17 protein-coding genes are annotated in these 23,427 nt (G+C 46.1%); 10 read left to right on the top strand and 7 right to left on the bottom strand.

The annotated features are described in order from the left end of the window. Positions 1-33 precede the first annotated feature (33 nt). A complete protein-coding gene (gene prfB, locus J2S36_RS01000; protein WP_309954662.1) occupies positions 34-1,170 on the bottom strand; it encodes a peptide chain release factor 2 in 1,137 nt (378 codons plus the stop codon). Positions 1,171-1,431: 261 nt separating this feature from the next. Between prfB and J2S36_RS00995 the strand changes: the two genes are divergently transcribed. Then, the gene (locus J2S36_RS00995) at positions 1,432-2,436 is read left to right on the top strand and encodes a phosphotransferase (protein WP_309954660.1); all 1,005 of its coding nucleotides are present in this window, start codon (positions 1,432-1,434) and stop codon (positions 2,434-2,436) included. A gap of 12 nt (positions 2,437-2,448) precedes the next feature. Here J2S36_RS00995 and J2S36_RS00990 read toward each other — a convergent pair whose 3' ends face one another. Next, the gene (locus J2S36_RS00990) at positions 2,449-6,237 is read right to left on the bottom strand and encodes an ATP-dependent helicase (protein WP_309954658.1); all 3,789 of its coding nucleotides are present in this window, start codon (positions 6,235-6,237) and stop codon (positions 2,449-2,451) included. Further along, positions 6,234-9,506 (bottom strand): PD-(D/E)XK nuclease family protein, encoded by a 3,273-nt coding sequence (locus J2S36_RS00985; protein WP_309954655.1) that lies wholly within the window; start codon positions 9,504-9,506, stop codon positions 6,234-6,236. Before J2S36_RS00985 ends, J2S36_RS00990 begins: the two co-directional genes overlap by 4 nt. 471 nt (positions 9,507-9,977) lie before the next feature. Here J2S36_RS00985 and J2S36_RS00980 point away from each other — a divergent pair, with 471 nt between their 5' ends. Together J2S36_RS00980 and J2S36_RS00975 are read left to right on the top strand one after the other, a co-directional pair. Next, positions 9,978-10,202: a DUF3107 domain-containing protein gene (locus tag J2S36_RS00980; RefSeq protein ID WP_309954653.1), complete on the top strand. Its 225-nt coding sequence runs from the start codon at positions 9,978-9,980 to the stop codon at positions 10,200-10,202. 54 nt (positions 10,203-10,256) lie between these two features. After that, positions 10,257-11,855, top strand: a complete 1,599-nt coding sequence (locus tag J2S36_RS00975; RefSeq protein ID WP_309954652.1) for a DEAD/DEAH box helicase — start codon at positions 10,257-10,259, stop codon at positions 11,853-11,855. Positions 11,856-11,966: 111 nt separating this feature from the next. Here J2S36_RS00975 and J2S36_RS00970 read toward each other — a convergent pair whose 3' ends face one another. Together J2S36_RS00970 and J2S36_RS00965 are read right to left on the bottom strand one after the other, a co-directional pair. Continuing rightward, positions 11,967-12,584 (bottom strand): MarC family protein, encoded by a 618-nt coding sequence (locus J2S36_RS00970; protein ID WP_309954651.1) that lies wholly within the window; start codon positions 12,582-12,584, stop codon positions 11,967-11,969. Further along, entirely contained in the window at positions 12,574-13,440 is an 867-nt protein-coding gene (locus J2S36_RS00965; protein ID WP_309954650.1) for a PHP domain-containing protein, read from the bottom strand. Before J2S36_RS00965 ends, J2S36_RS00970 begins: the two co-directional genes overlap by 11 nt. Positions 13,441-13,650: 210 nt before the next feature. On the opposite strand from J2S36_RS00965, the gene J2S36_RS00960 reads away from it, so the two are divergent. The 5 genes from J2S36_RS00960 (at position 13,651) to J2S36_RS00940 (ending at position 19,270) form a co-directional block, all read left to right on the top strand. Continuing rightward, a complete protein-coding gene (locus J2S36_RS00960) occupies positions 13,651-15,222 on the top strand; it encodes an aminopeptidase P family protein (protein ID WP_309954649.1) in 1,572 nt (523 codons plus the stop codon). Beyond that, positions 15,219-16,679 (top strand): magnesium transporter MgtE N-terminal domain-containing protein, encoded by a 1,461-nt coding sequence (locus J2S36_RS00955; protein ID WP_309954647.1) that lies wholly within the window; start codon positions 15,219-15,221, stop codon positions 16,677-16,679. Before J2S36_RS00960 ends, J2S36_RS00955 begins: the two co-directional genes overlap by 4 nt. 4 nt (positions 16,680-16,683) lie before the next feature. Continuing rightward, positions 16,684-17,238, top strand: coding sequence for a DUF1003 domain-containing protein (locus J2S36_RS00950; protein WP_309954645.1), 555 nt, complete (start codon positions 16,684-16,686; stop codon positions 17,236-17,238). A gap of 70 nt (positions 17,239-17,308) precedes the next feature. Then, complete coding sequence (locus J2S36_RS00945) at positions 17,309-18,436, top strand: Mrp/NBP35 family ATP-binding protein (protein WP_309954643.1); 1,128 nt, start codon at positions 17,309-17,311, stop codon at positions 18,434-18,436. Positions 18,437-18,637: 201 nt separating this feature from the next. Further along, on the top strand, positions 18,638-19,270 hold the full coding sequence (locus J2S36_RS00940) for an O-methyltransferase (protein ID WP_309954641.1): 633 nt from the start codon (positions 18,638-18,640) through the stop codon (positions 19,268-19,270). Between the two features lie 81 nt (positions 19,271-19,351). Here the strand turns inward: J2S36_RS00940 and J2S36_RS00935 are convergent, their stop codons facing one another. Further along, positions 19,352-19,525 (bottom strand): DUF3117 domain-containing protein, encoded by a 174-nt coding sequence (locus tag J2S36_RS00935; RefSeq protein ID WP_309954639.1) that lies wholly within the window; start codon positions 19,523-19,525, stop codon positions 19,352-19,354. A 160-nt stretch (positions 19,526-19,685) separates the two neighbouring features. Further along, positions 19,686-20,447: an LOG family protein gene (locus J2S36_RS00930; RefSeq protein ID WP_309954638.1), complete on the bottom strand. Its 762-nt coding sequence runs from the start codon at positions 20,445-20,447 to the stop codon at positions 19,686-19,688. A 163-nt stretch (positions 20,448-20,610) separates the two neighbouring features. Here J2S36_RS00930 and J2S36_RS00925 point away from each other — a divergent pair, with 163 nt between their 5' ends. Both J2S36_RS00925 and J2S36_RS00920 read left to right on the top strand, forming a co-directional pair. Next, positions 20,611-21,444 (top strand): purine-nucleoside phosphorylase, encoded by an 834-nt coding sequence (locus J2S36_RS00925; RefSeq protein WP_309954636.1) that lies wholly within the window; start codon positions 20,611-20,613, stop codon positions 21,442-21,444. Between the two features lie 16 nt (positions 21,445-21,460). Continuing rightward, positions 21,461-23,152 carry a phospho-sugar mutase gene (locus tag J2S36_RS00920; protein WP_309954634.1) on the top strand — a complete coding sequence of 564 codons (1,692 nt, stop codon included), beginning with the start codon at positions 21,461-21,463 and terminating at the stop codon, positions 23,150-23,152. The last annotated feature ends 275 nt before the right edge of the window (positions 23,153-23,427 follow it).

Raw genomic sequence — 23,427 nt, 5'->3', positions numbered from 1 at the left:
TATTGCATTTAGGCACGCCGAAAGAATAAAAATTTACGCTGATTCTGTTTCGCGATCTTGAGCGTTACGCCAACGGATTCCTGCTTCGATAAAGCCATTGATATCGCCGTCGAATACCCCTTCCACATTTCCAACTTCATGGCCGGTGCGTAAATCCTTCACCATTTGGTATGGGTGAAGCACGTACGAGCGCATTTGGTCTCCCCATGCCGCTTTTACGTCACCTGCGAGTTCTTTCTTTTTTGCATTTTCTTCTTCACGCCGCATTTGCAGTAGTCGTGACTGGAGCACGCGCAATGCTGCAGCGCGATTTTGAATCTGCGATTTTTCGTCTTGCATTGACACCACGATCCCGGTTGGGAGGTGTGTCATGCGGACGGCTGAATCTGTGGTATTCACGCTTTGCCCACCCGGCCCTGAGGAGCGAAATACATCGATTTTCAGATCCGTTTCGGGAATTTCGATATGGTCGGTGGTTTCGATAAGTGGAATTACTTCAACGGCTGCGAATGAGGTTTGCCGACGCCCTTGGTTATCGAATGGTGAAATTCGCACGAGCCGATGTGTTCCTGCTTCCACTGAAAGTGTACCGTAGGCGTATGGTGCTGCGACTTCAAATGTAGTGGATTTGATCCCGGCTTCTTCAGCGTATGAAGTATCAAGTACTTTTGTGGTGTATCCATTGCGTTCAGCCCAACGCAGATACATTCTTTGCAGCATCTGCGCCCAGTCTGCAGCTTCGGTGCCACCAGCTCCAGAGCGGATCGTAACTACGGCATTGCGCTCGTCGTATTCTCCAGAGAGGAGTGTTTTCACTTGCAGATCGGCTAATTCAGTGGAGAGCTTTTGGAGTTCGGCATCAAGTTCTGCATATAGCATTTGCGCGCTTTCAGCGTCCGTGATTGCTTCTTCTTCAGCCATCTCGTTTAATGTTTGGAGATCATCTAGTTTTCCATGCAGTGCGTTGAGTTTGTCAATTTTTGATTGTGCATGTGAAAGTTTTGAAGTGACCGCTTGCGCAGCTTCTGGATCGTTCCACAAATCGGGCGCAGCAGATTCTTGCGTAAGTTGCGCTACTTGCTGGTTAAGTCGTTCAATATCACTGACGGCAGCAATTTGTTCATAAGTGTGCCGTAATTGGGAAATCTCTTCATTATAATCTCGTGCCACGTCTGCCTAGTCTACGCTATTTTGTTGTATTTTCGGTATTGAAGTGTCATCTTTGCGCATAATGCTCATAGGCGAAGCGCGTTTTATGTTGCTTGAGCTACTTTTTGTAGCTTTGTTTCGCGCTATCGATCGGATGCTTCGGATTAGTTTTGGCATGTACTTACCGCGTGTCTCTTTCCTTTTCTGCATTATTTTTCGGAGGATTTTGTTTACCCGGTGTGTGATTCCCATTTTTCCCGCAGGCACAGTTACCGTATAGGGGTGAGTAATTTTTCTTTGCATTTAGCGGCTCTCGCTGTGGCAGCGATTGATGGTTTACGTGTGGTTGGTATTCAGGCGCCGATTTCGCAGAATATGGATTTTGCTGTAACTGGTTTACTTGATTCCAATGGGCAAAGTTGGGTAGTGAAGTTTCCGCGTAATCCACATGCAGGTACGGTTCTTGAGGCCGAAGCAAGCATTTCAGATTTTTTATTGCAAGAATTGCGTGCCGGAAATCTCCCTTTTGATGTACTGCGTCCAGCTGGATTTGCGAAGGTGAAATCGGGACGGGCGATGGTTCATCGCGCTCCGATTGGGAAGAGTTTGAGTTTTGACTCTCTGGATATTTCAGCTGCTCATGATTTGGGGCGTGCGCTGGCCGCGATCCATTCTCTTTCACCACATGTGATCGAGCGTGCAGGTATGCCGGTTTATTCTGCACAGACTTGCCGCCAACGTTTGTTGGCAGAACTTTCGGATGCTGATGCTCATGCGGAGGTTCCTGCAATATTGCGCAGACGCTGGCGCGATATGCTTGAGGACGGCACATTATGGAATTTTATGCCGCGCGTAACTCATGGCGATTTTGCCGATGAGAATGTACTTTGGTCGGAGCAACATATTTCTTGTGTACTTGGTTTTGGTGAAGCGCATGTGGGAGATCCTGCTGCCGATTTTGCTTTGTTGCTTGCAGATTTAAGTGAAGAGAATTTTGCTGCAGTGCTGGAGTCGTATCAGAATGCGCTCGGTAAACAGATTTCTTCTGAGTTTTTACAGCGTGCAAATTTGCTTAGTGAGTTTGCATTATTACGCTGGCTGATGCATGGGATTCGGAATAATGATTTTGAGATTATTGAGCAAGCTGAGGATATGCTCAAAACTTTAGCTTTTGACATTGAGCTTGATCCTCAGCTTGCACCTGGTCCGAATTGGGAAGTGGATCTTTCCAATTCCCAATTCACTGCGGAGAAGGCTACTGGCGCTAGTTTTGATACTGATTCTTGATTAGTGAATATTTTATTGTGTTTCATCACCTTTGCTGCTGCTCCCGATGTGAGCAAGTTGGTTCATAATTTTTGTTTCTAACTCTTCTTTGTTCATCGGAGGGATCCGCAATTCACGTTTTGCAGTATCGTCTTCTCCGAGGTATACGAAACATGTATCAATTTGATCGATCGGGATACCGGTGGAGTGTGACCATGCGTAGCGGTAAAGCGTTAGCTGGGATTGCCGTGCAGCTATATCGGCTTGATTTGGGCGTTTTCCTGTCTTCCAGTCAACGATTGTTACTGGTGGCGCATCTGGAATTTGTGTTGTATCGAATACGGCGTCTATTACGCAACGCACTGGTATCCCGGCAATTACTAGTTCGACGCTTTGTTCGATGGCAATTGGTTTGAGGTTTGCGAAGCGACTTTGTGTAAATCGAGTAAAGAGCTTTTGTGCTTTGCGATCTTCCTGGATTAGCTCAGGATCGATTTTCATTTCATTTGGGCCTGCGATTTCGTCAATATTAAAATATTGTGGTTTTTCGAAGTATTGTGCGATTTTCGCGTGCACGAGAGCGCCGCGTCTTGCGCTTTCGTTTGGTTCTGTTGGAATTGGGCGTTGTTGCATGCGGATGAAAGTTTCCGCGTCTGAAATCAGAGATACAATTCCCGAGGCGGTAAAGTATGGTATTTCTTGTTCGAGCTGGGTTGATTCGTTTGTTTCTGCATTGAGCAATAGAATATGTGAGCTAATTTCGGTTAGAGCTGCTGCACTTTTCTCGTCTGGAATTTGGAAATCCTTGTGTTCTGGCGAGATTAATTCCCGATTCACATCTCGTGGCCAGTATTTCGCTGTATTTGCTTGATTTTCTGAAGATGTTGAATTGTTCAGAGTTTCTGCCCAGGTTTGAAATTCTTCTTTTGTTGCAAAAATCGGCTCATTTCCTGGGTCTGGGATGCAATAATCTGGTTCGTTTTTTTCTGATTGCAGCGTTTTGGAAAGAAGTTCGTTGAGAAAAGTGCTCAACTCGGCTGGCTGCCAGCTGCCAGTTTTTGTATTGCTTTTTTCTACAATTTGCATGACTTTTTGTCTGCTCTCATATTCGTGAGAGGCAAGGATGAGTGAATACTTTGGGCGTGTAAATGCTACATAAGCAAGTCTGCGCTGCTCGTCACTATAATATTTGGGAAGTTTTCGGTTGAGGTAGTCATAGTATCTGCATGCTGCTTCGCCTTTTTGTAACTTCAAATCTTCACTGCAGAATGAAATATCCTGGATCGATAAGTATGGGATATAGTCAGCATCTGCACGCAACGGATCTGGGAATTTTTTCGATGTTGTATGCCACGGTGCTAAGCCTTTATTTGCTCCCGTATCGATTCCCCCTGCCACTAATTCCGGAATTGCAACTACATCCCATTGCAATCCTTTTGCAGCATGAATGGTAAGGATAGTGACTTTCCCAGGTATTTGTACTTCACCATCAAGTACTTCAACGAGCGCACTATCATCGCCTTCTTTTTCTTGCCCCACATTCTCTTGGGCTTCAACTTCATCGATCCACGAAAGGAATCCTGCAAGTTTGCGTCCAGTATCTGCAGCACAGTAATCCGCACTGAGCTGGGAGAAAATATTGATCGCACTGCGTATTTTGGCTTGTCCTTCAATCCGGGAAGCAATCAAAATTGGAAGTTGTAATAGCTCTACGGATTTCTGAATCATAATCGGAATTTGTAGATTCCGATTCTCTTTTAACTTTGCAACGCAAGTTGCAATATAGTTGATGCGTTCGATTCCTGCACTGGTAATACTTGCTTTAGCTGCTGCGTAAATTGCGGCGTTTTCTTTGCAATTAGTTCGGAATTCATTATCAGCACGATTTTGTTTGCTGTCTTCACTATTGAGTTCAGCTTCGAATATCGCAAATACATCCATCAGGTTTGCGTGCTGTGATTTTTTATCCGGTGATTCTGCTGCCATTTTTTGTTTAACTAATCTGCGAAGATCAGCAAATGCATTGATATCAGCTGCACCCAGTGCAAAGTAGTTGAATAAATATACGAGACTGTCGTTGCATGTATCACTCACGCTCAATTTGAGTAAGGAGCGGATTGCACGAATTTCTGGCATTGTGATTACTGGAGTTCCACCAACGATTTCATATTCAAGACCAGCCGCTTTAAGCGCTGCAGCAACGTCTTCTTTATGCTTATTGGCACGCACTAGTACCGCGCCGGTAGGGGCTGTACTATCCGAATTTGCGAAACGTTTTTTCGTTATTACAGCAAAATCTTTCGCAATTTGTGCTGCCATTGCTTGGTAAGATTCTGACCGAAGATGCCGATGCACATGTATCACGTTTCCGTTTATTGCTTTCGGCTGAGCCTTAAGTATCGGAAGTTCAAGTGCTGCTTTTCCTGCTGGCACGATTGGCTCATCGATCCAAGGTCGGCCGATTTCAGCAATTTCATTGAAGTCTTCGTAAAGCAGATGTGGGGAAACTTCTTGGGCAAATCCTTGCGTAATTCGGTTTGCTACTCGCAGCACACTGCGCGGATTACGAAATGATGTATAGAGAGTTAGCTGGTGATTTTTTGCCACGTTGAATTGTTTCACAAAATCAACCAATGCATTTGCACTTGCACCACGCCATCCATAAATGGCTTGATTTGGGTCTCCCACGGCACAAACTGATTCTGCTCCTTTGAAAGCCTGTGAAAGAAAAAGGGCTTGATTCACAGAGGTATCTTGATATTCATCAAGCAGAATCAGTTTATATTGTTCACGTAACTTTTTTCCGACTTCCGGTGCAGCTTGTAAAATCCGCGTTGCCCAAGAGATTTGGTCGGCAAACTCGATTAAACTGTTTTCTCTTTTGTACTTAAAATATGCTTCAACATACGGAAGCACAGCCAAGCGATACTTTAAGCTTGCTGGCGCATCTTTCAATTTCGCAAATCCTTTAGACGCTTCAGTCTTAGTAAAAGGTTTTCCGCGAAAATTTCCGGCTGCTTCAAGATCAGAAATTATCTGAATTTCATTTTCCAAATATTCACGCAGTGTCTCAATATCGATCAGATTATCAATAATTGCGGCAGCCAGATTGAGTGAAACCTTAATAGCTGTATCTGCAGAATCGCTCTTTTCTCGTAATATCTCACGGAATTCTGCCGATATTTCTAGCTCTTGCACGATTTTTTCCATAATTTGCCAACGCTCAGCTTGATTGATCAAGCGTGCACGTGGATCTTCCCCAATCAGCATGGCATACGATCCAGCGATCTCGGAAGCAAATGCGTTATAAGTACTAATTGTGGGACGGAGAAGATCTTCATGTAGGTTTGTAGCGATCTGGTCTAAAGCCCGATTTCGTTCCACTGCTTTCTGCTCAAGATCTTCTTGGCGGGAATCGGCATCAGCTCTAGAGCGGGCATCTAGATTTGCTGTAAATAGATCCTCCGATTCCAACTGACTGACAAGATCATTAGTGCTCTCATTATTATTTTCTGCATCGTTTTCTGTAGCATGCACTAAGCGCAGAGTTTTTCTGGCATTTTCAATCTCTGAGTATGTACTTTCAGCTAATTCGCTTGCTGCTTTGTTGGTAAAAGTAAGACCAAGTACTTGCTCTGGCCGAACTTGCCCAGAGACTATTTTCCATGCAATCCTCTGGCTCATTGTAGTAGTTTTGCCTGATCCGGCACCCGCAATTACTAAAATTGATGGCGCCTGTGAGGTGATCACTTCAGCTTGCTCATCAGTCGGTGGAAATTCAAGTGTGGCCGCAAAATCTGAATAATTAATTTTATTTCTCATGAGAATATCCGTTTTCCACTATAAGCTGGGCAGATCGTCTGGAATACGCAGCTATTCTGACCTCGATTACATAAATCGCTTTCCGCTGCTGCTAGAAAATACGGACCTTTCACAGTTTCCGCAACTTCTGCTATTTGCGCACTTACTTCTGCCATTTGGATTTCATTGAGTGGATTTTGTGTCTGCTCTTTTGCACTATTTCCTCTGCCCACAAAACACAATGTGGCACCAATGCTTTCAGCAAATTTCTTTCCACTCTCTGGATTCACAACGCAACCATTATTTATCAGCCATTGATACACCCGAAGTTGCGCATTATCCTGCACTTTTACAGCAGATGGGATAAATTTTGAAGTCTTAAAATCGATGATTTTTGCGTGCTCTGGAGAACTGAGACTTGATTCGATCCGGTCGATCCGTGCGTATACATCGAAATCATTTCCAATATATTTTGCAGGCACTTCCACATATTTCAATGCATCAATGTGTTGTTTTGCGTATTCATCATATCGTTTCAACATTTCAATCATAGCTGACCGTTTATCTGCATACTTTTGCGCTGCCAGATCTGGGAAGTATTCGCTCCAGATTTCATCTAGCATTTCAATCATCTCGGATATGCCACCATTTGGAAATTTCTCACAAATAGCGTGAATCAGTGATCCTGTTTCTAAATGCATTGCTGATTCATCATCGGCTCTTGCTCCAATTTGTTGCAAGAATCCATGCAATGGGCATTTCAGATACGTCTCTACTTTTGATGGATTCACAACAGCTTTTCCGGGGATCTGGAATTCTGAAGTAAGCGATAATTCATCGACCCAATCCAAAGAATTATTCTTTTCTCCAAGTACAGAATTCTTTCTGATCTGTAAGGACGCAATCAACTGCTTCGCTTCTTCTTGCATTTGTAATGAACCATATCGCACCACCTGCCTTAAACTTCCCAATTCATTTTCATATTGGATCGCTCTGATCTCTGCAGTGATGTGTTGCACCGGGATCTTCCCAGTAAATTTAGCTGCTAAATTCTTTTCTTTTTTTTCCTCTAATACTTCTACAGTATCCGCATCCACTTCTGAGCTTGTTGTAAGCAAACTGAAGAAGGCAGATGGGTTACTCTCGTTTGAATCTACGGCAGATAAATACAGCTTTTCTGATGCACGAGTAACTGCCATCAGCAACATCCGCAGTTCATCATCGACTACCTCACTAAGCAATGTACGCGCTTTTACTGTTTCTCCAGCGATCAAGGAGTGAATCACGAGCGAGCTCAACTCTGGTACACGTGTGAGCGGGTTACGTAGCTTCAAATTTGGCCAATTGCCGTCATTAATATTCACAACAGCCACATATTTCCACGTTTTGGCGACTGTTGATACGGCAGTGGTCAAAGCGATCTGATCGAGATTATCACCTGATTTCGCAATTGAATCCTCAGGCAGATCTTGTACTTCAAGCAATGTAAGCAACCGTGCCAAAGTAGTAGTTTCCGCTTCACGCTCAGAAATTCGCTGTACGAATCGAAACAACTGCATTACTGCATCTAATTCATCATTTGCGCTACTCGCGTTTTCTGAACTACTCAATGCTTGGGCTTGCAACTCTTGTGCTAAATCCAGTTGCTCCCAAATGCTCCAGAGGATCCTTTGCGCGCTCTCGCCTCGTTCATTTGATTGCTTGATAATGTTCAGAATCTGCGCAATCTTTTCCAGTTCAGGTATTTTTGCATAAATTTCATTATCAGGATGCAGCGTAATATCGTTCAGGATTTCTCTTCCGGTACGCATACCAGCTTGATGTAATTCCCAGCCATGCAATTCACGGATGATCCGCCGAATCCGCGAATCTGGATAGCTAAATAACCTGCCGGTAAGCACTTCATCAATGCTTACCGATATTTGCTCTGATTCATATTCAATTCCGAGTGCAATGAGTTGAATCAAATCACGCACTAAAGGCGCTTCCCGTAATGGCAAAGTAGCTATTTCAGGTGCTACATTTACCTGAAATTCTCCAAATAATCGCCGTAATCTGGCATGTTCAGCAGCAGAACGGGTAATTACCGCCATATCGCGATATTTCACCCCTTGCTCAAGATGCAAGCGTTTGAACTCATTAGCGATATACGCAATTTGTGCTCGTTCGGTCACGAAAGTATATGCCAATGCATTTACATTATTATCGGACTTTGCTGAAACAGCAACCGCATCTTGTATCGCCTGGCGATGAGTCCCGCCCCCGGCAGTATGTATTGCCGCTTGGATCTGGGAAGCTACCCGCGCAATTTCATCGTTTATCCGATAACTTTTTTCCAGCGTCACCCGCTCTGCTCCCAGCCCTTTTTCCTGTGGCGAACGGGTGAAAAGCAATGGCAGATATGCAATCCCCCCACGATAACCTTCAATTGCTGTATCTGGATCGCCAAAAGTTACGATTTTCGCCCCGTCTTTCTGTAATTGACGGAGCAACTCTAAAATCGATAAAGGAGCATTTTGCACATCATCTACTATCACCAGATTCCAATGCGGCATCTGCTTTGCAATGATATTTCGTCCATCCTTGCGAATCTCATTGCGCCAAATTTGTAAATCTCGCGTAGCCAACGAAATTAGCCGGGCATGATCTACCCGATCGGGGTGAGCGTGTGTAACTCCCGCAGCAGAAGCAAGCATATTCTCATAAGTATCAAGTAGCTGCGCTCCTAACTCCCAAATTGGGATCTCGTGTTTCTCAGCTAAGCTACTCAATTCGGAACTAGTTAATTGCAGTTCGGCAGCACGCGTAATAAAATCCCGAAAATCTGCTCGAAATGCAGGTAAGGAAGCAATCTCAGCCGAGATATTTGGAATCCCGCTACGGCTTAGATCTAACTTGCTTGGTAATCCAGAAAATGCAATATCAAAGGCCTCTTTCAAAATCGCATCCTGATCTGGACCAGTAATCAATTCCGGACTTCGCCGATTGGAAAACTGCGCAAAACGTGCCACTATCGCATACGCAAAAGCAGCTAAAGACCGCACCTCCACGTTTTGCGGTAATCCTCCTAAATCCAATGAAAGTTGGTTTCGTAATTCAGATGCTGAACGCCGGTTCGTAGTCAAAACCACAATTTTTGATTGTGGATCAACTGTCAGTGAATCCGTGACAAGGGCGCGCACAGTATAGCTTTTGCCGCTGCCTGGAGCTCCAAATACACTCAAAGCACCTCTTTTTGAGTACCGACTCAAAACTGCCTTTTGTGATTCATCTAGCCAAAACTCCGCCATTACACTCCCCTCACTCTCGATCCGTTACTAAATTCTTCCGATACAATTCACTACAAATCAGTAAAGTTGATCATCACACCAAATCACCGATTGCTTTACCTGCTTTTAACTATAAAGTACCCCTCATCGAAATTTACCTTGCCTTTTCCATAAAATCAGAAAAACCGCAGGTAAATACACCAAAAAAAGAAAATTAACGGTAGCAAATCAGCATTCCGGATGAATTTTCTTTTCTGCTCCCGCTTCCTCTCCAAGCGATATCAGCCAGCTACGATACTCCATGCCTTACAAACCAGCTATACTAGCCACAGGAAAAGTGAAAGCTTGCAAGCTATAGCAGATCATCGGCTACCGAAAATCCCTTTAGTTTGCATCTTTCAGTGTCAGCAGAATGCTCATCCCGTTCTTGAGCAACAAATTTCTTGTACAACGCGGATCAGCAACAGCCAAGATGTAAGACGGAAGGAAAAAATGGAACTCACAATTGGAATTCGTGACGCAGCCGCACCACTCACGATCGAAACAGAACTTAACTACGAAGAATTAAAAGCAAAAATTTCCGATACCCTAGCTAGCTCGAAATATTTAGAAATTACCGGCGCTGACGGTTCCACCACCATTATTCCCGGCGCTGCTATCGGCTATATCCGTGTCGCAAAAGAAGAACAACGCCGTGTAGGTTTTGGCTTTATCTAAAACAAGCACGTCTCACACTTAAAAACCAGCAAAATACTACTAAGAAAATAAATAATGACGAAAATATCTGGAATCGTAGATTCCGCACAGGCAAAAGCTCCGAATCCAACACCGCCAGCAGCCGATATCACAGGTGCAGCTGCCGAACTTGGTTCCGCACAAAAAAGCTTCGCAGACTTCGGACTTTCTGCTCCAATCGTCGAAGCTTTAGCAGCCCAAGGCATCACCCACCCTTTTCCGATCCAGGCTCTCACTTTACCGATTGCGCTAAAGCGCGCAGATATTATCGGTCAGGCGAAAACTGGTACCGGTAAAACCTTCGGTTTCGGTCTGCCGATGCTCGAAAACATTATCGCGCCCGCAAATCCTGCTTTCAATGACTTGGCTCGCCCTGGCGCACCACAAGGTCTGATCGTGCTCCCCACCCGTGAGCTTGCAAAGCAGGTTGCTGGTGATTTAAGAGCTGCCGCAAAGCATCTTTCTTTGCGAATCATGGAAGTCTACGGCGGGATTGCTTACGAACCACAGCAAGCAGAACTCAAACGCGGCGTTGAAATCGTTGTCGGCACTCCTGGACGTCTGATCGATTTGCAGAAAAACGGTTCCTTAGATTTATCGCATGTGCAGACGGTGGTACTAGATGAAGCTGACGAAATGCTTGATCTTGGATTCCTTGAAGACGTCGAAACGATCCTCTCAGCCACCTCTCCGAATCGGCACACAATGCTTTTCTCTGCCACCATGCCCGGCGCTGTTATCGCAATGGCACGGCGTTATATGAACCATCCCACCCATATTCGTGCGCAAGATCCAAACGATTCGTCTTCTACCGTACAGACAGTACAACAAGTAATTTATCGTTGCCATGAAATGAATAAGCCCGAAGTGATCTCACGGATCCTGCAGGCTCGCAACCGTGGATTGACGATTATTTTTACCAAAACAAAGCGTCAGGCTGGCCAGCTTACAGATGAGCTTGAAACACGCGGATTTGCCGCTGGCGCTTTACATGGAAATTTGGGGCAAGGCGCTCGTGAACGTGCATTACGCGCATTCCGCAAAGGAAAAATCGATATCCTCGTAGCCACTGATGTAGCTGCACGAGGAATTGACATCGATAACGTTACGCATGTAGTAAATTATCAATGCCCAGAAGATGAAAAAACATATTTGCACAGGATCGGACGCACTGGTAGAGCAGGTCATAATGGCACCGCGATCACCTTCGTAGACTGGGAAGACACCCCGCGATGGGCGATGATAAATAAGGCCTTGAATCTCAACTTCCCCACTCCTGTTGAGACGTACCACACCTCAGAGCATCTCTATTCCGATCTCAATATCCCAAATGATGTAACTGGAAAACTTCCCTATAATCAACGTGTACGTGCAGGACTGACGGCGGAAGCTGTTGAAGATCTGGGCGAAACTGGGCGTGGCACACACAAAAACAGCGAAAACCGCAGCAGAAAAGATATAGACAAATCTGCAGGAACCGCGCGGAAACGTAATCGTACACGCAAACGAATCCATAAAAACTCTGCTGCAGAAGCTACTCCAAATAACTCACCGAGTACAAACAGCACTGGAGAAAAACACGGTCGTAAACCACGCAACCGCCGTCGTATCAGAACTGACATCAGCAAAGATTAATGCGCCCTAACTGGCTCAATATTGTGGTTGTGCAAATAAATTGCGCAGCCACAATTTCAGTTATCGGATGCTTTACTTTCAAAAAGATTGCAGATCAAAAGATCTATATCCTTAAAAGAAATTTTTAACCACTCCGATCACGCCTTCGATCATCAGCTGCACTGCGATCGCAGCAAGCAACATGCCTGAGAGTCTAGTTAAAAGCATTACCCCGGAATCGCCGAGTGCTTTCATGATCGGAGTAGCAAAATACATCGTTGCCCAGGAAATAAAGATCACCAAAACTAGCGCTAACGTCACGGTAGCCAGACTTAATACTGATCCTTGCGCGCGCCCAATTAATAGCATAAAAGCTACGATCCCGCCAGGCCCTGCGATTAATGGCGTGCCGAGAGGCACAAATGCAGCATTGATTGAGCCAGTTTCTGCTCCTGGATCTGACTCTTCGCCCGTCAATAATTGCAGCGAAACAATCAATAACAATAAGCCACCCGAGATTTGCAGCGCCTGGATGCTGATATCAAGCGCACTAAACATTTGCGCCCCAAAAAATCCGAATATGAGCAGCAAAATCAGTGCAATCATATTCGCGACGAAAGCAGTACGCCGTCTTTGCTTTTCCGAAGTGCGCGCCGTCAGCGACATAAAAATGGGAAGATTTCCAAAAGGATCGACAATCACAATCATCGTTGCAAATGCCGAACCAAAAAGTGCTAAATCAAATCCCATTCGTTCCTTCTTCACACGCTGAAATAACTGGCAGGTATACGTCGCGAATCAATTCTCGGTAAACATCTTCGCATGTGGTATTCTCGCCGATCCTATTTGGCTTCCCCGCGCCATGATAGTCGCTTGAACCAAATTCTGCTAACCCAAGCTCATCAGCTAGCCGCTTCAGCCCTGCTCGTTCGCTATCGGCATTATCACGATGGGCGATTTCGATCCCAAATAATCCGGCAGCCGCACTTTCGCGAATTCCTGCATCACTTAGTATCTTTCCGCGAGCTGGCGCCTTTGGATGCGCAATAACGGATTTTCCACCTGCTTCTCGGATCCAGCCCACAAAATCAAGCAAATTTGGAGATTCATTGCGCACATAATATTTCGATCCAGGTTTAATGATCTCGGCAAATGCCTGCGAACGATTCGCGATTACCCCGATCCGTACCAGTTCATCAGCCAGATGCGGACGCCCAAGTGTACCTTCTGCTCCTGCACTAGCCAAAATACGCTCGACACTAATGGGATAGTCTGCAGCTAACCGGCAAGCCATTTCTTGCACACGATCGCGGCGCCCGCTGCGCATTCTCAGGAAGTGTTCTTGCAGCTTCGGATGATTCGGGTCAAATAAATACGCTAATAAATGTACGATCACGCCATCATAATTGGTAGTTGTTTCCATTCCACGCACGAGGCAGATCTGCTCCTGTTTTGCAGCTTTCACAGCCGCATTCCATCCACCGATAGTGTCATGGTCGGTAAGTCCGAGTACATCCAAACCAGCAGCTTTCGCTTTTTTCACGAGTTCGTTTGGAGAGTCGGTGCCATCAGACACATTTGAGTGAGTGTGTAGATCAATACGCATGAGCAACTCCGAACAAAATGACGATGAGCATAATTCACTAATTTACCGCAATTCGAGATGATCCGCCGTCTGCCTGACTACTTTTCAGTAGACTAACGCCACATGAGGATTTATGATATCGCAATATCTCACCGCATAATTAAGTCCATCCCCTTTACTCACAGCAAAACATAACTTCATTGCACTAAAAAGAGTGGAATAATAGAAGACATGAGCGAATCGAAAAATGAAGAGACACAGAATTTGCCAGCCAACACTGCAGAAAAACTGGCAAACGAAGTCGAAAAGCGTGCCCATAATCGCACAAAAAGACCAGGGAATACTGCTTTCCGGAAGTATATTGGGGAAGATTGGGGTGAACGCCCGAATGGTCCGCAACGCAGCGAAGTAGCCGATTTTCTTCCTGCCCGCCACGCGAAACTCGGGCGTCAATTCATCGGCGAGCGGCTTGTTTTCCCAGCTGGCGATTTGCAGGTACGTTCCAATGATACCGATTACCGGTTTCGCGCCCATTCGGCTTTTGCGCATCTTAGCGGTCTCGGGCAAGAAGACGAACCAGGAAGTGTACTTGTACTAGATCCGATTCCAAATACTGACGGCAGCAACGACGCTCCCACACATACAGCCACACTTTATTTCCATCCTCGTGCTTCGCGCACATCTGAAGAATTTTGGGCAAATTCCCGTCACGGCGAGTTTTGGGTGGGTGCTCGTCTCTCTGCTGCTGAAATGAGCACACTCACCGGATTAAAAGTTGCGCATATTGACGGATTGCGTGATGCATTGGCAAAAGATCTTGGCGCTAGGCAAACTCAACTGCGTACAATCGCAAATGTTGATCCAAAAATCGATGCTTTAGTAACTGAAATCCGTTCCCAAAATGGCATCTTAGAAGGCGCTGCTGAAGCCGACTTCCAGCTTTCTGAAGCTGCCTCAGAATTGCGTTTGATAAAAGATGCTTATGAAATTGCCGAGATGCAAAAGGCTGTGAATATCACTCACGCAGGTTTCACCGAAATTCTGCGCAATTTGCCGCGCGCAATCGGGCATTGGCGCGGAGAACGCGTGGTCGAAGGAGCTTTTGGGGCAAAAGCCCGTGAAGAAGGCAATGGCCTCGGTTACGAAACGATCGCAGCATCTGGAAATCATGCTAATACACTACATTGGATCGGAAATGACGGCCCTGTCCGTGAAGGTGATCTGATTCTGGTGGATGCTGGTGCGGAAGTAGACTCGCTCTACACTGCTGATATCACCCGCACACTACCGGTAAACGGAAAATTTACCGATACCCAGCGCGAAATTTACGAAGCCGTATTAGAAGCTTGTGAAGCAGCTCTTACAAAGGCGAATGAATCAGGTGTGCGCTTCTGTGAGATCCATGCTGCAGCAATGGAAGTGATTGCAAAACATCTTGAAAATTGGGGGATCTTACCCTGCACCGCTGCAGAGTCACTTCACCCGGAAGCACAATATCATCGTCGTTGGATGCCTCACGGCACCTCGCATCATCTCGGCTTAGATGTGCACGATTGCGCCCAAGCAAAGCGTGAACTCTACGATTTGGCACAGCTCGAACCAGGAATGATTTTCACTATCGAGCCAGGGCTGTATTTCCGTGCTGACGATCTGAAAGTACCAGAGCGGTTTCGTGGCATCGGAGTAAGAATTGAAGACGATATCCTAGTTACTGAAACAGGCGCAATTCGCCTTTCTGAAGATATTCCACGCACTGTTGAAGCTGTGGAAGCATGGATCGAGCAGGCAAAGGAAAATCTATGACGATTCAAATGAATCGACGCGTCTTTATCGGGCGCCTGGCTGGCACTGACGTATTTGATCCACTCGGCGATCGCGTCGGTTCAGTAAAGGACGTGGTAGTTGTTTTTCGATTAAAAGGTGCCCCACTGGCCGTTGGCTTAGTTGTGGAAGTTGTCGGAAAAAGGCGTGTCTTCCTACCTTTAACACGTGTCACAACGATTGCTAATGGCCAGGTAATTACTAATGGAGTACTCAATATCCGGAGATTTTCCCAACGTGATGCAGAAACTCTCGTTGTAAATGAAATGTTTGATCGAATCGTTGAGTTCAAAGACGGCTCTGGCACGGCTTTGCTTGAAGACGTCGCGATGGAGCTGACCCGCAGCCGGGAATGGCGGCTGACCCAACTCTATGTACGCATGGACAAAGGATCTGAAGACGCAGGCAATACACGCGTTGTGGAATTTCACGAGGTCACTGGGTTTAATTCAAAATTAGCCAGCCAAGGGGCAAGTTCGATTCTTGCCCAACTTGAAGGAATGAAGGCGCCAGATGTGGCTGATTTACTCCGAGATCTACCTGATGAACGAATTATTTCCGTGGCAAATGCACTTGGTGATGAACGTCTTGCAGATATTATCGAGGAGCTTGGTGAAGAAGATCGCGTCACAATCATGGGAAGTCTTGACGTTGAGCGCGCAGCTGACGTACTCGATGTAATGCAGCCTGATGACGCTGCCGATTTGATTGCGACACTTCCCAAAACACAAGCTGAAATTTTGTTGAACCGGATGGAGCCGGATGAAGCTGAAGATGTGCGGCGATTGATGTCATACGAAAACCGCTCAGCAGGCGGTTTAATGACGACCGATCCAATCGTTTTACCACCCGATGCTACCGTCGCAACTGCTTTGGCACACGCACGGCGATCCGATATTCCTCCCGCTCTCGCGACGATGATTTTTGTTTGCCGTCCGCCTCTCGAAACGCCTACTGGCAGATTTCTCGGCGTAGTGCACTTGCAGCGTGCTTTGCGCGAGCCACCAGCAACACTTCTTGGCTCCTTGATCGATTCCGATTTGGAACCTTTTGCACCCGATGCAAAAATCGGCACGATCACCCGCATATTTGCCACATACAATATCACGGCAATGCCAGTAGTAGATGAAAAATTACTGGTAGGAGCGGTTTCCGTTGATGATCTCCTCGATCATCTCCTGCCGAAGCATTGGCGAGATTATGATGAATTGATTCTTGATCACGCGATCAATGAGAGCTTCGGTGCGGAAAGTGATGAACTTGCCGAACGCAGCAACGAACTGGAAAATAATTATTTAGAGCCGCAAATACCCTACGCAGATCCACAAATGCAAGCAGAATCAGCGCAAGCTGTACCGGATAAAACAGTAAAATCACAAGCGCCCCAAGCACAAACAGATTTCATGAAATCAAATTTCGCAACTGATCAGAGGAGGTAATGAGATGCCGGAATCTTTCGACAAGCCACTCGATAAGAGAGCGCGCAAACTGAAAAAAGCACGCTTCGATTCTGAAGTTTCCGGGATTGCTTCCGAGCGAATTGCACGTTTCACCGGTACCCCACAATTCCTGATCTACTTAACAGTTTTTGTTATAGTCTGGATCGCATGGAATACACTCGCTCCAGATCACCTGCAATTTGACTCGGCAGCTCTCGGATTTACTGCGTTAACTCTGATGCTTTCACTACAAGCCTCCTATTCGGCACCGCTAATTTTGCTTGCGCAAAATCGCCAGGATGATCGGGATCGTGTTACCGCACAACGCGATCGGCAAGTAGCTGCCCAAAATCTTGCAGATACCGAATATCTGACACGTGAAATCGCCTCTTTACGGCTTGGTCTTGGTGAAGTTGCAACGCGCGATTTCATTCGCTCCGAATTGCGTGAAGTGCTCGAAAATATTGAATATAATCGTGACGCAATCGCTCGCCGTGATGCTGTTATTGCACAATTAGAGGAGCGTATTGCACAGCTTGAAGAAACGCACAGAAAATAATAGAAAATAGCCGAATGCACAGGTAAATCTGCCTAAACGCATTAGCCTTTCATCAGTTAGAATGGGAAACATGAATTTACCTAGTGTTGAAGATATTACTGCGAAACTTGCTGAAGTGATTGATCCGGAAATCCGCAGACCGATCACCGAACTTGGGATGGTGCGCAGCATTAAAATAGCTGCTCCGTCTAAAGCAATTATTGGAATCGATTTGACGACAGCTGGCTGCCCGTTACGAGAAACTATCAGTACTGATGTAAAGAATGCACTGCTTTCTTTCGCCGAAATTTCTGAAGTTGAGGTAGAGATTGGCGTAATGAATGATGAGCAGCGTGCAAAGCTGAAGGAGATGCTGCGCGGTGGCACTCCTGAACGCGCGATTCCATTCGCAAAGCCTGGAAATCTCACACAGGTCTACGCGATTTCTTCTGGTAAAGGTGGCGTTGGCAAATCTTCGATGACGGTGAATTTGGCCACCGCAATGGCGCGATCCGGGTTGAAGGTTGGAATCGTGGATGCCGATATTTACGGTTTTTCGATTCCGCAAATGATGGGGATCACGACCCCACCGCAAATTGTCGACAGTATGATCATCCCGCCAGTTGCACACGATGTAAAAGTGATTTCCATTGGCATGTTCATTGCAGAAAACACACCGGTGGTTTGGCGTGGTCCGATGCTCCATCGTGCTCTCGAACAATTCTTCGCAGATGTTTTCTGGGGAGATCTTGACGTACTTTTGATTGATTTACCTCCAGGCACTGGTGATATCGCCATCTCCGTAGCGCAGTTGATTCCAAATGCAGAAATCGTGGTTGTCACGACCCCGCAGGCAGCTGCTGCAGAAGTAGCCGAACGCGCCGGAATGATGGCAAAGCAAACAGAACAACGCGTCGTCGGTGTAATTGAGAATATGAGCTATCTGATCACACCAGATGGTGGAAGGATGGAACTTTTCGGAAAAGGTGGCGGGCAGACTCTTTCCACTCAGCTTTCTGCACTGCTTGGATATGAAGTCCCGTTGCTTGCACAAATTCCAATTGAACAGGCCTTGCGTGAAGGCGGCGATTGCGGTATTCCGCTTGCGATTTCCGATCAGGATTCACCCGCAGGTGATGAGATCACGCAAACAGCACAAAAACTTGCAAATCGTACCCGTGGATTATCCGGTCGCTCACTCTCGGTATCCCCGCTATAATCAAAAATTGGATTAACCGGAGAAAACTGGTTTTCCCAGCTAGCTGCAAACATTCATCACAGTTGGGAAAACCAGCTAAAATATTGCTTCGATATTCCAGCAGTGCAAAGCTCATCTGAGTTGGCGATCAAACTATATTTGATCCGAATCTCAATCTTTCTTCAGCCGACGAATAAATAAAATAATGCGAAAAGGATAATTATGACAATGAACAAGGCAGCTACTTGGAGCTATTGCGAACAGGTAGGATCTAATGCTTCCCCGCTCATTGATAAGGCACGCTTTGAGGCTGAAGAACTCGGAATCACTTCCGTAAATGGAGCCACCGGACAATTTTTAACTACTCTGGCAAGCTTGCCACATATAAAAACCATTGCCGAAATAGGTACCGGCACTGGCGTCTCTGCGCTCTACTTTTTCAATTCTGGCCGGGATATTGTACTCACTTCAATCGATATTGAATCTGAAGCCCAAAATTATGCTCGCGAGTTCTTCACGGCTGCAGGTCTACGCCCCTCCCGCTATCGCTTGATTAACGGCCGTTCGGTGGATTTGCTTCCTCGTTTAGCTGATAATTCTTACGATTTAGTACTGATTGACGGCGATCCACTGGAAGCTGGAGGCGATGTAGCGGAAGCGATTCGAATGCTCCGTTCGGGTGGAATACTAATAGTTTTGCATGCTTTACAAGATGATCGCGTGGCTGATCCAGCAAAGCGTGATGACGAAACTGTGGCAATGCGCAACCTTGGTTTGGATTTGATTGCTGCTGAAGAAATGGAGACCACGATTCTGCCTTTGGGAGATGGAATCATTTTCGCAATCAAGAAGTAAGCAAAACTTTTTTCAATCAAACTATGAAACAATTGGATCAAAAAATAGCGTGTTGGATATTTCGGTCCAACACGCTTAAATTTATTCTTCCCGCATTTGTGCTTGAACTACTTGCGCAAGTTGCGCAAGTTCATCGTCTTTGAATAGCAACACCATCCTGCCACCGCCTTCAAGTGGAATTTTAATGGTAACGCCATGATTATCACGCTCAGCTTCAAGCGGACCGTCACCAGTGCGCGGCTTCATCGCAGCCATTTTACCTCCTCAGCCTGACTCAATATTCTGCCAGCGCAATAAGCACAGCAAGATATCAGCCATATTCATAGTTGCAAAACGTATCCTGAATCAACGCTTTGGCGCTATTTCAAAAGTTCACTTTCTATTTTACGCATTGCGGAGAAAGAAATCAGCGATTTTAATTTTCTGCAAGCAATCTTCGTAGCCCTGCCGTCACTGCAGCAACGGCTTCTTCAGGGGTATCTACGATCTGCACTAAATCTAAATCAGCTGGATTTACCATCCCCTCTTCCACTAACGTATTTTCAATCCATTTCTCCAGACCGCCCCAAAACTTTTTACCCACAAGCACGATTGGAAAACTTGAAATTTTGTGTGTCTGGACAAGTGTAATTGCCTCAAATAATTCATCGAGTGTACCGAATCCACCGGGTAGCACCACAAATCCTAAAGCATATTTCACAAACATCAACTTTCGCACAAAGAAATACCGAAAATTGATCCCTAGGTTTGTATATTCATTGATTCCTTGCTCAAAGGGAAGCTCAATACCAAGACCGACGGATGTGCCTCCGGCTTTGCTCGCTCCTTTATTGGCAGCCTCCATGATTCCGGGCCCACCACCAGTGATCACTGCAAAATCACGTTTTACAAGTTTTCTGGCGATTTCACACGCGATCTCGTAATACTTATCGTCCGGCTGAGTTCGTGCAGAACCAAAAATTGAAATCGCCGGCCCAATATCGTGCATCGCATCGAATCCTTCGAAAATTTCAGATTGGATCCGCATCATTCGCCAGCTATCTGAAATACGATCTTTCTTTGATTGTTTCCGTTTCAGCTTCGGATTCAATAGTTGCGAATCGAAAGTTTGTTCAGGAATTTGTGCACCGCGTAAAATCAACGGACCACTTTGATATTCTTCAGGATGATTCTTCATATCTCTAAGTTAACGCGAAAATCCGCAAAGCTTGATATAGAAATCTTCACTCTCAGATTTTTGCGCTTACAGCGCAGGAAAAGGCGCAACACAAAATTCTTTTTCCTCATTTTTACAAGCTGCAATGCAAGTCTGTAAGGCTCATGTGAAGTAGACTTAGCTCATGACTATTCAAAATCCAAAATCAGCTGCCATCCAGGCAGCAAAAGAAATCGCAGAAAAAACTGGCATCGAAAAATTCGATATTGCACTTACTCTCGGCTCAGGTTGGGGCGGAGCTGCTGATCTCATCGGTGAGAAAATTGCTGAAATCCCGGCTGAAGAAGTATTCGGATTTTCACCTGCAGCAGTAGCTGGGCATGGTGGGAAGCTGACGGCAATCAAGCTTCCTGCTGAAAAATATGCACTCGTACTTGGTGCACGTACCCACTACTATGAAGGCAAAGGCGTGCGCGCAGTTGCACATGGAGTACGGACAGCGGCAGCAGCTGGCTGCCAGATCTGTATCCTCACTAACGGTTGCGGCTCGACAGTATCAGAATGGGCTCCTGGATCACCAGTATTGATCAAAGATCATCTTAATTTTACTGGAACCTCCACAATTGAAGGCGCTAATTTTGTTGATCTCACCGATCTTTATGCAAGCCGACTGCGCGCAATTGCACATGAGGTCGATGCAACACTCCCAGAAGGCGTATATGCACAATTCCCTGGCCCGCATTATGAAACCCCTGCCGAAGTAAAAATGGCGAAAATTCTCGGCGCAGATTTGGTTGGGATGTCCACCGCGCTTGAAGCAATTGCTGCACGTGAAGCGAAAATGGAGATTTTAGGGATTTCCTTGGTTACTAATCATGCTGCTGGTTTCGCTCCTGGCAATCTCAACCATGCGGAAGTACTTGCCGCCGGAAAGGAAGCTGGCCCGCGGATCTCTCGTCTGCTCGCAAAAATAGTTGCGCAAATTTTCAATGCTGAAGATGCAGCACGCGCAAATTAGGGATAAGGAAAAGATTATGAACCTAGATTTAACCACGGTCGAAGATTGGATCGCGCATGATCCAGATGTTTCTACGCGCGAAGAATTGACGGCGATTCTTAGGGCTGCACGTGAAGGCAATACTTTGGCCGAAGCAGATTTAGCTGACCGTTTCCAAGGCACATTACAATTTGGCACTGCAGGTTTACGGGGGAAAATGGGCGCTGGCTCTTTCCGCATGAATCGTGCGGTAGTACGGCGCGCAGCTGCCGGGCTGACATCTTGGTTGCAGGCAAAAGTTGGCACAGATGCAGTAGTAGTAATTGGTTATGACGGACGGCATCATTCTTTTGAATTTGCTGAAGATACGGCAGCTATCGTCACTGCTGCCGGAATGACCGCACTACTCATGCCACGAATGCTTCCGACTCCAATGTTGGCTTTTGCCGTCCGTCAGCTCAATGCCGATGCTGGCGTAATGGTGACGGCCTCGCATAATCCACCCCAGGATAACGGCTATAAAGTTTATCTTGGTGCTCGCGCGATCGATGAAAACGGCCGCGGTGCACAAATCGTACCTCCAGTAGATGCTGAGATTGCTGCACAAATTGCTGCAGCGCCAGCCGCAGATGAAATCGAATTGGCAGCATCTGGCTGGCAAAGCGTGCCTGAAGCAGTAATTGACGAATATGTAAAAACTACTACCGAAAATATTTTCCCACGTAACCCAGGCGATTTGAAGATCGTCTATACGGCAATGCACGGCGTCGGATTGGAAACAATGCAGCGCGTCTTTACCGCAGCAGGTTTTACTGATGTGACTGGAGTACCTGAGCAGATCGATCCAGATCCTGATTTTCCAACCGTCGCATTCCCGAATCCAGAAGAAGCTGGAGCACTCGATTTAGCACAAACTCTTGCAAAAGAACTCAATGCCGATATTGTGATCGCTTCAGATCCAGATGCTGACCGTTGTTCTGCTGCCGTCCCGACAGCAGCAGGCACATGGCGGCAACTTTCTGGCGACGAAATCGGTGCAATTCTCGGTGAAGAAGTAGCTCGTACAGCAGTCTCAAATGGTCACACCGATGGCACACTGGCTGCTTCAATTGTCTCTTCCCGTTTGCTTGCACAAATTGCAAAACATCATGCTCTCCGCTTTCAAGCCACTCTTACTGGTTTTAAGTGGATTTCCCGCGCAGAACAGATTATTTACGGATATGAGGAGGCGATCGGTTTTTGTGTAAATCCGGCAGCTGTAAAAGATAAGGACGGCATTTCTGCTGCCCTGCTTTTAGCTACAATTGCTGCACGTCTGAAAACTGAAGGAAAGACCCTCCTAGACGAACTTGATCGTTTAGCGGTGCGACATGGGGTGTATTTATCAGCACCAGTGACGGTACGAGTGGAAGATCTTTCGATCATTCCTGCAACGATGGCGAAGATTCGCCAAACACCTCCCGCACAGCTTGCTGGATCTGAAGTGGCTGAAATTGAAGATCTTTCCGCGGGCAGTGCTACACTCCCGCCAACTGACGCAGTAAAAATTCTCACTGTCAATAATGATCGGGTAATCATTCGCCCATCAGGCACTGAGCCAAAAGTGAAATGCTATCTTGAAGTAATTATTCCGGTGCAATCTGCCGCTGATTTACCAGCAGCAAAAGAAGCTGGTCTAAATCGTCTCGCACAATTCAAAGCTGATATGCACGAAGTGTTGAAACTTTAAGCTGCCGCTTATTTCACCAGCTTTAAGCTAAAGCAGCTAATCTCATTTATGACGTTACTAGCTTTGTTCAAGTATCGTTGAGCAGCTAGCCTCTGGTGCAGGTGGGGATACACAGTGTGATAACTGCCTCTCCCCACCTGCACCAGCTGAAGATTACTTTTGTACCTGATACAGAACGTATCTCTCACGAATTGCTTGGCGATCGTAAAAACAGTTTTCGCCTTCCCTAAAGAAATCAATTTTGCGCTATATTTTCAAAATATAAATACTCCCCA

The organism is Arcanobacterium hippocoleae (assembly GCF_031456295.1).
Taxonomy (GTDB): domain Bacteria; phylum Actinomycetota; class Actinomycetes; order Actinomycetales; family Actinomycetaceae; genus Arcanobacterium_A; species Arcanobacterium_A hippocoleae.
Note: the sequence above shows the minus strand (reverse complement) of the source record. Positions and strands in the feature narration are given on the sequence as shown.